Origin of the sequence: Neolewinella persica DSM 23188, assembly GCF_000373105.1 — a bacterium.
GTDB lineage: Bacteria > Bacteroidota > Bacteroidia > Chitinophagales > Saprospiraceae > Neolewinella > Neolewinella persica.
Genome location: NZ_KB890435.1, coordinates 36,436 through 47,843 on the forward strand (window position 1 = coordinate 36,436; position 11,408 = coordinate 47,843).

The 11,408-nt window shown below is 52.2% G+C and carries 9 protein-coding genes; 5 read left to right on the forward strand and 4 right to left on the reverse strand.

Features of this window, described 5'->3' with window-relative positions:
- Positions 1-107: 107 nt before the first annotated feature.
- Both B036_RS0114395 and B036_RS0114400 read right to left on the reverse strand, forming a co-directional pair.
- Positions 108-1,589, reverse strand: coding sequence for a c-type cytochrome (locus B036_RS0114395; RefSeq protein ID WP_071596779.1), 1,482 nt, complete (start codon positions 1,587-1,589; stop codon positions 108-110).
- 523 nt (positions 1,590-2,112) lie between these two features.
- On the reverse strand, positions 2,113-3,015 hold the full coding sequence (locus tag B036_RS0114400; RefSeq protein ID WP_020569429.1) for an AraC family transcriptional regulator: 903 nt from the start codon (positions 3,013-3,015) through the stop codon (positions 2,113-2,115).
- A 394-nt stretch (positions 3,016-3,409) separates the two neighbouring features.
- Here B036_RS0114400 and B036_RS0114405 point away from each other — a divergent pair, with 394 nt between their 5' ends.
- On the forward strand, positions 3,410-4,009 hold the full coding sequence (locus B036_RS0114405; protein ID WP_020569430.1) for a hypothetical protein: 600 nt from the start codon (positions 3,410-3,412) through the stop codon (positions 4,007-4,009).
- Between the two features lie 171 nt (positions 4,010-4,180).
- Here B036_RS0114405 and B036_RS32130 read toward each other — a convergent pair whose 3' ends face one another.
- Positions 4,181-4,888, reverse strand: a complete 708-nt coding sequence (locus B036_RS32130) for a penicillin-insensitive murein endopeptidase (RefSeq protein ID WP_020569431.1) — start codon at positions 4,886-4,888, stop codon at positions 4,181-4,183.
- A gap of 227 nt (positions 4,889-5,115) precedes the next feature.
- Entirely contained in the window at positions 5,116-5,676 is a 561-nt protein-coding gene (locus tag B036_RS0114415) for a DEAD/DEAH box helicase family protein (RefSeq protein WP_020569432.1), read from the reverse strand.
- Between the two features lie 363 nt (positions 5,677-6,039).
- On the opposite strand from B036_RS0114415, the gene prfA reads away from it, so the two are divergent.
- The 4 genes from prfA to B036_RS0114435 all read left to right on the forward strand — a co-directional run bounded on the left by prfA (position 6,040) and on the right by B036_RS0114435 (position 11,109).
- Positions 6,040-7,107 (forward strand): peptide chain release factor 1, encoded by a 1,068-nt coding sequence (gene prfA, locus B036_RS0114420; protein ID WP_020569433.1) that lies wholly within the window; start codon positions 6,040-6,042, stop codon positions 7,105-7,107.
- A gap of 177 nt (positions 7,108-7,284) precedes the next feature.
- The gene (locus B036_RS0114425; protein ID WP_020569434.1) at positions 7,285-8,631 is read left to right on the forward strand and encodes a TlpA disulfide reductase family protein; all 1,347 of its coding nucleotides are present in this window, start codon (positions 7,285-7,287) and stop codon (positions 8,629-8,631) included.
- Between the two features lie 117 nt (positions 8,632-8,748).
- Positions 8,749-10,389, forward strand: a complete 1,641-nt coding sequence (locus B036_RS0114430; RefSeq protein ID WP_020569435.1) for a DUF1559 family PulG-like putative transporter — start codon at positions 8,749-8,751, stop codon at positions 10,387-10,389.
- Positions 10,390-10,416: 27 nt separating this feature from the next.
- A complete protein-coding gene (locus B036_RS0114435; protein ID WP_020569436.1) occupies positions 10,417-11,109 on the forward strand; it encodes an NAD-dependent epimerase/dehydratase family protein in 693 nt (230 codons plus the stop codon).
- Positions 11,110-11,408 lie beyond the last annotated feature (299 nt).

Here is an 11,408-nt window from a genome sequence, read left to right on the forward strand (position 1 = left end):
CAACTTTATTTGAACTTGGGTCTTTGCCTTCGTTCGTTAACCGCCAGAGCGGTATGTTTTTTGTTTTGACTAACTCCCTAGTTGCCAGTTCCCCAGCGACCAGTTCTCTAGTAGTGGCAACGCTGACAGTTAAGTCCACCAACGTCTTCTACCGTAACTCCATCACGCTGACCGGCTTTGATTTCCTCATGGTAGCGCTCGTAAGCTTTATAGTAATCATTCTTTTCGAACTCTACCTCGGTTTCACGGTGACAGTTTACACACCATCCCATGCTGAGGGGGCTGTACTGGTATACCAGTTCCATTTCCTCTACGGGGCCGTGACAGTTCTGACACTTGAGGTTACCAACGGTAACGTGCTGTGCGTGATTGAAGTAGGCGTGGTCGGGAAGGTTGTGGATACGTACCCATTCAACGGGGCCAGCGATCTTGTCATCACCAGTCATTTCATTGGTCAGGGCTGCTTCGATGGCGTCGAGTTGGTCATCGATCACATTCTCCATGTCGTCCAGGTCTCCCTCGTCGGCCATGTATTCCTGAGCAATCCACTTTTTGTAGACGTCTTTGACTTCTTCGTTAGTGTAGTCCTCATATCCTTCCAGATATTCATCAGCAATCGGGTCGTAACCGATGGCGGCATAAATCTTGGTGATTTCAGCAGTACCGTACTGGCTCCCCTTCTTGATGGCGCGGTGACAGTTCATACAGGTATTCACCGCCGGAATAACGGAGTGCTTGGAGCGGCGGGCACCGTCGTGGCAGTACTGACATTCGATCTGGTTGAGACCAGCGTGCGTTACGTGGCTGAATTTGATCGGCTGCTCTGGCTGGTAGTCTTGCTGACGACCAAGCTCGATGGCATGATTCACCGTGGTGTAACCACCCAGTACGACAAGGGCGAAAACGACAAAGGCGATCATGCCTTTGCTGGTCAGGACCTCCATCAGGGTGCGCCGTTCGGGGTTCCCCCCCTCCTTAGTCGACACCATGTACTGCATGTTGCTCGTGATCCGGGCAAGGATCAGGGACAACAGCAATAAGGCACCGCCAAGAATGACGAAGAGCCAGGTGTTGTCGACCTTTTCAGCAGGACCAGAAACTACAGGGCCTCCGGCAACCTGTGGTTTACCAATGCCCGTATACTCTGCTTTGACAAAAGCGAGGAGGTGCTCGACGTCACCGTCGGTCAGATTGGTGTAGTTCGACATTACTGTCGGCTTCCACTGCGCCCATACGGCTTTAGCACGTTCACTTTCACCCGAGTTGATGAGTGCCTGCGATTGCTGGACCCAACGGTAAAGGTGTTCTCGTGGCTCCGCAGCCCAACGTTCCTGAACACCACCGAGGGCGGGGCCAGTTGCGTCGTCCTTCATACTCTTAGCGTGGCAAGCGCCACAACCATTAGCATTCCAGAGGGTCTTGCCGACTTTATAGTCCCCTGCGCCTTCCGCGACCCCGGTAGGGGTTACTTCGGCATCAGTTATGGGAGCCGGAGCTGCTTCAGTATCCTGAGCAAAGGCCGAAAAGCCACTCAAAAGGAGACAACAGACGAGAAGAAAAGATTGTAAAAACTTTGGGTGGTATGTCATTAGGAATTGACATTTAGTAAGTTGCGCTAAAAAGGAAGAATTATTACCCCTTCTCTAGTGGCGCAAAGATACTTTCATGACATTTCTTTAACAAACATGTTCACTAACTCATACCTTATTTAGACAAGTTCTAATAAGCAGGGTGCTGCTTAACGATTACTTCACGGCCCTGAATCGTCATTTCCAAGGAGGCTTGAGGCATGTTTTGCTGTCTTTGAGCTTCCGTTCGATGTCTTGGCAACAGATCAGGCGCGGACGCAGGTGCAAAGATTTTTTTTGAATAGCAAACACCTTTTACCGCTAACATCGGTAAAAGGTGTGCCTGGACAGGTGTCCTTATATATAGGTAGACGGGGATGAGGGGCTGCACCCCGGAATATTTGTGGCAATAAGCCGGGTGTTGATTTGAAAAAGCTTCGCTTTCTTCCCGGGGCGCAGCCCTGGAGGTAAATGGGAGAATACCGAAAGCAGCCACTTTACATCGATAGCAGGCTTTCGGAGAGAACGCTCCGGCTCTTATTCGCTAATCTTCCGGAAGAATTCCCATTACGTTTGCCATCAGGTCACTCCGGTATTCGGTGGGCGTCCGGCCAACACAGCGACGAAATGCCCGGTTGAACTGGCTGAGCGAATTGAAGCCACTGTCGTAGGCTACCTCCGCAATGGTCGAATGATCGTCCCCCAACAATTTACAGGCGTAGACGACCCGATAGTTGGTGAGGTAAGCGATAAAGGTGTTTCCGCTGACTTTTTTAAAGTACCGGCAAAAAGCTGGTATGGTCATCGAAGCAACGCCGGAAACTTCAGCCAGGGAGATGTCCCGGCGGAAGTTGTCACTTATGAATTGCTGGATATCGTTAAAGCGATCGTACCCATGGGTGGCGATCTGCAGGTGAAAGCCATCAGCATTGAGGCTCTGATAGTCTTCACTTATCGCCAGCTGCTGTAAGATGTCGATCAGTGACAGCATCCGGTTCATCGGGTCCTGCTTGATGAGGTGCTCCATACGAGCACCCAAAGCCTGGCGGGTGTAGCCACTAAAGGACAGGCCGTTACGTGCCCGATCGAACAGGTTACTTACGTTACGCATTTCCGGTAGGTTCAGAAAGTCGGCCGTGGGGAAGTCCGTCGAAAATTGAACCACCGTTTCGGCCTTGTTACCGGTAAACTGGTCGGTGAACCCCCAGTGCGGAAGGTTAGAGCCAATAAGGATCAGCTCACCGTCCCGATAATGGGACACATGGCTGCCGATGTGCCGACGCCCGTGACCGCCCCGGACGTAAACGAGTTCAAGTTCCGGATGGAAGTGCCAGTTGGGCGTCTTATTTGCCCTACTCCCCGGATCGGAAAAGTGCTTTACGAGAAAAGATGTCCCTGGAGTAGGGATTACCTGTTCGCGTACAGGATGGTTTGAGGAAGCCTGCATGGTGAAGGTTATTTGGGGATGTAAAAGCACGAGGGGAAAATTTCGCGCTTAGGGTTTACTCAGTACGTTGTTTTTGGCTTTACAGCAACAAGAAACAGTCCGTCTGGCAAACTTCAAAGGGATTACGTTTAAAACAAAGTCCGCTATTGGGACGAAAAGAATACACACAAGTAACGTAATACGGCTCAAAAGGATGCCTTGACACAACGAAAATCCGAACTCTTTTCCACTTGGTCACTCATGGATTACCCTCCACTGCGCAAATATTAACCCTGGGGTAAAAATTGCGCGACGTTCATCAAAATCTGCGTGGATAAATATAAACGATCGCCGGTTCTTTGCATGGCAAGGAAGTCGAAAGTGCAGCTTACTGTAATCTATAATTCCCTGACAAATGAAACTAATTACCACCATCTTCCTATTGATGTTTGCCACAGCTTCGGCCCTGGCATCAATCAATCCGTTGGACCTCACCGCCCAACGGGATGTAACTAGTGGAACGCTCGTCATTCGCAGCATCGTCGGCCTGGAAAATACGTCATTGTTTGAAGTCTACGACGACATCGGCAATGTATTGTACTCAGACTCCGTCGTTGCGGGTGATTTCATCAACAAGCGGTTCCCCGCAATTACTTTAGTGCGCAACACCTACCATCTTGTAATAACCGACGTTCGTGGTCGAACGACCCAACCACTCCGGATGGACACAAATGGCAACCTCCTGGACCACACCACCGCCGAAGTTTTTCTCTTCCCCCGGGTAGACCTGCGAGCCGAACGAATGCTCGTAATCGACTATACCAATAAGGGTGGTCGTCGGGTCAACATTTCTATCGCCAATACAAACGGAGACATTGTTTTCTCAGACGTCGTTAACGGCAAAGAAGAAGTACAGCGGGCCTACCGGCTGGACCAACTCGCCGTCGGCAACTACCAACTCATCGTCTCCGCCCGAGACGTAAAGAGCCACGCAACTGCTTTTGCGCTGCGTTAAGAATTTTGCATGATCGACTTTAAGTTTCGCCCCTTCCGCTTTTTTCGGGAGGGGCTTTTTTGTGTGCCTCTGGCAACACGCTACTCGTTGTTCCTTACCCGGGACTGCGTCGTGCCTCCATATCCCGGGCAACTCATGTTAAGTAGCTACACGACGGGCCATGGTATCAGATTAGCGCAACTCAAAGTCCACATGATAATGGTCATCATGCAGTTCGTCTACCAGTCGGGGCAGTGATTTGGCGAAGTAGATGCCACGTTGCCGGACCTTTTTACCGCTGGGGCTGGCGTAAAACTCCTCCTTCAGGTCGATCTGGACGATGATCTTCTTTATGCGGAGCCCGTTGGTCCTGGCAGCATCGTCGAGGGCCAGGAGGTGGCGCCCCATAGTTTCGAAGTCGATGCTTACACGTTTGGAGTAAGCGCCCCGGCCGTCTGCTGACAGCAGGTAATGCCATATGCCCAGGTGATCGAGCAGCCGGTGAGCGCTGCCATTCCGTGTTTTGGGCAGCATAAAATCGGCAGATAAGCCAATTTGGTGGGTACGATGTGGCCACATTTTGCCCCCGTGCTTATTGGCGCATTCCATCAGCCGGAACTGAACGCCGGGGCAGGTGGTTTCACAGGTCTGGTAGGCGTCGAGAATGGTGTTGTGTACCCGATGGTGGGTGTATCCCCGATTAAGGAGGTAGTAACTCACGGGACTGAAATACCGATAATTCTTTCCGAAGTACGGAACCAGCCAAGCGTTTTCGAGGGAGCCCTTGCCGACGGTTCCGGAGGCAACGGCTTTGTCTTTGTTTTGGTGGGTTAGTTCGGGGAAGGCCAGGGCCAATAGGCCAAAGGCTAATAGAATCAGGAGTGTTTTTCGCTTTTTCATTGGGTAAGTAGCGAGGCGGGAAGAAGGGTTTATTGATCAACGATCTTGATAAATTAATTATTCCTTTAGGTTCCTTAGCGATTCGCTCATCGGATGCATCTTCCAGCCTGGCGCAGCCGGATGGACGTTCATCCGATGCGTCGAATCGCATGCCCGCGCATTTTATACATCCGATAAACTTTTGCGACTACGTCAGCAAAAGATGTATCGGATGAAAAAATGCGCTGTTACCAGTCGTAATGTGCCACAATACGCTCGGCCACCTCATCGGGGGTGAGGTTAGCGTTATTGATCTTCAGGATTTTCCGTTCCGGCATTTCACCGGGTCGGGTATTTTGGCGGTACTTCTTATCGTCGGCCAGCAGCATGCCTTCTGAATGCGCTATATCCCGCTTGGAAGCTTTCTCATCCAGGCGGTCCGGGTGGCGGTTACGCTGCAGGCGTACGTCCTGCGCTGCTTCCAATTCTACGTAGTGAATGTGGGCACCGCCGGCTTTGAAGATATTGACTATGCGGTCGACGTACTCCGCTTCTGAAGGTAAATCGAGGGCCCAGCAGAAAGTGAAGATAAAGCCCTTCATGTTACTCTCCGCCGCCACTTCAAAGGTACCGAACCGGACTAAGCTATCTAGTTTCCTGAACGCCTCGGTCCCGAAATCGAATAACCGGTTGGCCAGTTCCAACGACACGTGGTTGTGGAATAGTTTATAGCCGGTTTTTTCGGCCAGGGCCTTGCCTACCGTCATTTTCCCAACCGCTGAGGGACCGAAGATCAGGATAAATTTCATGGATTGGTAATGTTGTGAGCGGAAGTTAAAGTTACTGAAGAAGGAGGTATTCTGGTACGGCCGAAGAGTGAATGGGAGAATTATTGAAGGAGAGAATAGCTGCTACCGTTCTCCCCTTGCTCCTTCAATATTCACTGCACCTGCGGCCCCGCCCCCTTAAATGAATTCTTGAATGGGAGAATAGCTGCGGCTGGTTCCACTCAACTACGCTGCGCTTGTTTCGCCAAGGTGAACAAGCGACCGCCGAAGGTAGCCACGAAGTGAACGGTACTTGCGGAAGCTATTCACTCATTCTCTCGTTCACTCATTCCCTTTACTCCCTTGCCCTTAGTTATCTTTGCGCCCCCTACGAATTACCCAACTATGTTAAACCAACTGGAAGCCATCTACAACCGCTTCAAGAATCTTGAAGAGCAGCTCTCCGACCCGGAGATCATTACCGATCCGTCTAAATTCACGAAAGTGAATAAGGAATACGGTAAGCTGAAGCCGATTGCCGATACGTACCTAACCTACGCCGAACTGCTGGAGAACATCAAAAGCAGCGACGCCATGCGCAAGGACCCGGACCCGGAAATGCGGGAAATGGCGCAGATGGAATACGACGAATCCCGGGCGGAGAAAGAAAAAATGGACGAAGACATTAAGGTGATGCTCATTCCGAAAGACCCGGAAGACGAGCGGGACATCATCATGGAAATTCGTTCTGGTGCGGGCGGGGACGAAGCCGCCATCTTCGCCGGTGACCTCTACGACATGTACCGCCGCTATTGCGACAATATGGGGTGGAAAATTGAGGTGATCGATGAAAACGAAGGTACTGCCGGCGGCTACTCTAAATTGGTGATTGAGGTGCATGGCGACGACGTCTACAGCCACCTTAAGTTCGAATCCGGCGCACACCGGGTTCAGCGCGTTCCAAAAACGGAGAGCCAGGGCCGGGTGCATACTTCAGCCGCCACCGTTGCCGTACTACCCAAAATGGAAGAAGAGGACATCAACATCAACAAAGCAGACTTGAAGATCGATACCTTCCGCGCCTCCGGCGCAGGTGGGCAGCACGTCAACAAGACGGAATCTGCCATCCGGATCACCCACTTGCCCACCGGTATTGTGAGTGAAAGCCAGGATGGCCGCAGCCAGCATAAGAACAAGGAGATTGCCATGGCGCAGCTCTACCAGCGCATCAAGAACGCCCAGGACACGGCCGCGCACAACGAGATGGCCAGCGCGCGCAAATCCCTTGTCGGAAGCGGCGACCGTTCCGAGAAGATCCGGACCTACAACTACCCACAAAACCGGGTGACCGATCACCGCATCAATCTGACGCTGCACAATCTGGACAAGATTATTGCCGGCGGGCTGGAACCGGTGATTGAGGGGTTGCAGGTGGCGGAGAATGCAACTAAGCTGCAGGAAGGGGTTGTGTAAGTAGACGAAAACTCGCTGCGCTCGTTTTCTTGGCAGATGTGCTTCGCACTTGGTAGTGGGTAGTGCTCTACCGCAGGGCTTTGCTCACTCCACTCGCAGGGCAATTTCACAATGCTTTCATCAAAAGAAAACCCCCACCTAAGAAATGCGTTATCAAGCAGTAACTAAATTCTTAGCATGCTCCGCCTCCCGGCTCTCCTCCTTTCCGCCCTACTTCTTTCCATCCTTACTTCCTGCACCTTCGTCCAGGACCGCTACCCCACCCTGCCTCCCGGCCTTTACCGGGCCGAGCTTGCGCTGGAGTACAACCCCATCGTACCTAACCCAAAAGGCGCGCCGATCCCGGAAAAGACCAACCTTGAATTCGACGAGGTAACGGAAGGCCAACTCCCCTTCACGATGGAAGTAGTGTACGAAACGGACACCACCTTCCGCATCGAGATCCACAATGGTGAAGAAATTACGGTGGTACCGGCCAAGGACATCATCACCGGCAGAGATCAGCAGGCCGGCCGCGATACCCTCCGTATCGACTTTCCGGTATTCGACACGCACATCAGTGCTTACCACGAAGAAAACGTGATCGAAGGCGTCTGGGTAATTCATTACCGGGACAACTACAGGATTCCTTTCAAAGCTTATTTCGGAAGAGGCCACCGTTTTACTTCCCTTCGTAAAACACCCGCAGCGGACGTTTCCGGAAAGTGGGCCGTGACCTTCGGAATGGGAGACGAGGAACCTTTCCCCGGAATTGCGGAGTTTGAACAAAACGGGAACCACCTTACGGGAACGTTCCGCACGGAAACCGGGGACTATCGCTACCTGGAAGGAACCGTACAGGCCAACAAGTTGTATCTGAGTGTTTTTGATGGTAGCCACGCCTTCCTTTTTGAAGCCATCATCAAGGAAGATGGCACCATTAGCGGCACCTTCCGATCCGGTCGCCATTACCTGACCAACTGGACGGCGAAGCGTGACGATAACTTCACCCTCATCAACCCGAATGAATTGACGCTGATGAAAGAGGATATTCCGCTCAGCTTCAGCTTTCCCAACGTTGATGGAGACACCATCTCGCTGGACGGCGAACAGTACGATGGACGGCCCAAGTTGGTCCAGATCATGGGGACCTGGTGCCCCAACTGTCGGGAGGAAACTGCATTCATAAGAGATTACCTGGCCAACAACGACGTCAGAGACCTGGAAGTCATCACCCTGGCCTTTGAAAAGTACGGCCAGGAAGATGAACGGAGTAAAGCATCGATTCGCCAATACTACGAGAACATGAAGGTATCGTGGCCAATACTGCTGGCTGGCCCCGCCGACAAGGACGCTGCTGGCATAGCCTTACCCATGCTTAGCAAAATCTTCAGCTTCCCCACCCTGCTGTTCGTGGACCGTGATAATAAGGTGAAGCGGATTTATACGGGCTTTAATGGAAAAGCGACCAGCAAGTATGGAGAATTTGAAGCTGGGTTTGAGGCTTCGGTTTCGGAGTTATTAAAGACGGAAGCGAGTAAGTAGATTTACCTGTTTAGTGGTACTCAATAAGGGTGGTCCCTCTAAATGTTTAACTTGTGGTTGACTCAAGCTCGCTTAGCTTGCTTGATTAGCCTAAACACACAATTGAACATCCCCACTATGATTACTCTTTCTAAGCGGAAATCCCGCTTTCGTCTCTTGGTGTCCCTCATCATTATCCTGTTGGTTTGCCCACAGCTTCGTAGCCAAATAACTGCCGATGCGGGCGGGCCTTATGCCCTGGATGCCGATGGTAGCATTGCCCTGCAGGGCATGGCTGAGGTGAATGGAGATAAGCTTAGGCAGGTTGTCCTCGCTGCACAAAATTTTGCATCTGCCTACATAAGACTACCAGCTGCCTACCTGACCGATCCTTCCGGTACTCCGTTACTGAGTTGGCGTGTCATCCTCCTTCCTTTCCTGGGCGAACTGGAGCTATACAACCAATTCGACCGGACCAAAGCCTGGGATGACCCCGTCAACTTACCATTACTGGACCAAATGCCGGAAGTCTATCGTCGGTTAGGTGCGGCACCTGATGATGTTAATACGGCCTTTACGGGCGCTTTTCGAACGTTTGTGAGTGGGTCTGGGCAGAACGCCATGTTCGAGGGCGGTCCTGATGCAGGTTTTGAAACCAGTGGAGCAGGCACCACCCGCTTCCGGGACGTTACTGACGGCAGCTCCAATACTCTTTACCTTGGTGAAGTGGCTGGAACCGATATTCCTTGGACGGCCCCATTTGACGTAGACTTGAACACCTCCTCAATGCTCGACGACCCAGCAGGTTTTTCGGGTGCGGCCGATAACGCCATCCTTTTTAGCTTACTTGATGGGCGGATAAAATTCCTGCTCGCCAATACTCCGCAAAACATCGTAGATGGCCTGTTTACCCGGGATGGCCGAGAAGACTCGGAAGACTTTCCGCTCTATCTTCTGGACCCTGGCACCATTGACGACAGCAGCTTTGCGTGGGACCTGGACGATGACGGCACCTTTGAATTTGTGGGGCCAACCCCTACCATTTCAGGATCGGACCTCCTTGTAGGGGTCAATAACGTAAGCTTAAGAGTCACGACCACCACCGGAGTGGCCATTACGGTTTCCAGTACGGTAACTGTCAATGCCGTCAGTAACGACGAAGATGGAGACGGAGTGCTGGATGAGGCTGACTTTTGCCCGGGTACAGACATACCGGAGGCCACGGTTCCCGTCATCCGGTTAAAGCCCCGTCGCTTTGCGCTGCTGGACGGAGACGATCAGTTCGAAGGCCAGGCTTTTGGTTTCACCTTCGACCTGGAGGATACCGGCGGCTGCTCCTGCGAGCAAATCATCGATGAGCTACAACTCTCCAATAATAATCGCCGCTTTGGTTGCCGTTTCTTCCCGATGGCTGTTTGGGCAACCTACGTTTACTTTAATTCCCCTGTCCCCAAATCCCTGGACGGATCAGAAAAGCCAGCAGGCAATGACTGGGCCGAATTTCTTTCCGTAGAGGACAATGTTCTGGGTGCCAATTACCCCAACCCAGCTAACCAGGTAACCGTGGTTCCTTTTTCTATTCTGGAGGAAGGCACTACCCGCCTGGAAGTATATGATGCCCTCGGGCGGCTGGTGGCCATCCCCCTTGCCGGAGAACGCCTGCCGGCGGGTAACTATGAAGTGGAAGTGGATGCCAGCCGTTTAACCGCCGGAACTTACTACTACCGGCTTTCTTCCGGAGACTTCACCGCCGTGAAACCAATGCAGGTAGTTCACTGATATCCAAATAACGGGTATATTTCCGGGATGCAACTAACCAACTCCAAGAAAATCGCTCTGCTGCTGGGTGCTACCGGTCTGGTAGGCTCCGCATTACTTGACGAACTACTGGCGCACGATGCGTACATCCGGGTCATCGCCCCCACGCGCAGGCCGATGCACCGCCAGCACGACAAACTGGAAAACCCCGTCATCAACTTCGATGAACTGGAAGAATATGCCGGCAAACTTCCCTGCCAGGATGTGTTCATTGCACTTGGTACGACCATCAAAAAAGCGGGCAGCAAGGAAGCGTTTCGGAAGGTGGACTTTGACTACATCGTCAAGGGTGCCCTGGTGGCTAAAACCGGTGGTGCCAACCAGTGCCTGTTGGTTTCCTCCTCCGGTGCCGATGTAGAGAGTCGGTTTTTCTACACCAGCGTCAAGGGGCAAACGGAAGAGGCCATAAAGGACCTTGGGTTCTGGGCCACCCACATTTTCCAACCGGGTGTATTGGTTGGTAACCGGGAAGAATTCCGGCTGGGCGAACGCATCGGTATCGGCGTTTCTAACCTGTTGCGGCGGATCAGTCCCGAAATCCTGGGCGATTACAACCCCACTAAAGTCAGCGTATTAGCCCAAAAAATGGTGGACGCGGCGCAGGGAATGGAGCCTGGTGTGCAGGTTCATGGTGCGATGAGTTTGTTGGAGGATAAGGCGGTTTCTGACGAGGATATTTAGGGGGCGCGGTCGCAGGTGCAAGGAAAGGGATAACGGAGCAAGGGCAGAAGGGCGATAGCTTCACCCGATTAGACCCGGAGGGCTACGGTGTGCACAGATCTTTACGGTGCTCTAAATGATCGCGATTTTACACATCCGATGAACTTTCAGCCGACTACGTCAGGCTGAAAGATGCATCGGATGAGAAAACCGCGTGACTGTCGAGCCGTTTTCTCATCGTAGGCATCTTTTTTGAGCACGGAGGCGAAGCCGAAGCGCTCAAAAAAGTTCCTCCGATGTGTAAAACGGCGGGTCTGTAA

Coding starts and splice junctions, on each gene's coding strand:
- B036_RS0114395 (WP_071596779.1), bottom strand. CDS start 1,589: ATGACATACCACCCAAAGTTTTTACAATCTTTTCTTCTCGTCTGTTGT.
- prfA (WP_020569433.1), top strand. CDS start 6,040: ATGTTAAACCAACTGGAAGCCATCTACAACCGCTTCAAGAATCTTGAA.
- B036_RS0114405 (WP_020569430.1), top strand. CDS start 3,410: ATGAAACTAATTACCACCATCTTCCTATTGATGTTTGCCACAGCTTCG.
- B036_RS0114430 (WP_020569435.1), top strand. CDS start 8,749: ATGATTACTCTTTCTAAGCGGAAATCCCGCTTTCGTCTCTTGGTGTCC.
- B036_RS0114435 (WP_020569436.1), top strand. CDS start 10,417: ATGCAACTAACCAACTCCAAGAAAATCGCTCTGCTGCTGGGTGCTACC.
- B036_RS0114400 (WP_020569429.1), bottom strand. CDS start 3,015: ATGCAGGCTTCCTCAAACCATCCTGTACGCGAACAGGTAATCCCTACT.
- B036_RS0114425 (WP_020569434.1), top strand. CDS start 7,285: ATGCTCCGCCTCCCGGCTCTCCTCCTTTCCGCCCTACTTCTTTCCATC.
- B036_RS0114415 (WP_020569432.1), bottom strand. CDS start 5,676: ATGAAATTTATCCTGATCTTCGGTCCCTCAGCGGTTGGGAAAATGACG.
- B036_RS32130 (WP_020569431.1), bottom strand. CDS start 4,888: ATGAAAAAGCGAAAAACACTCCTGATTCTATTAGCCTTTGGCCTATTG.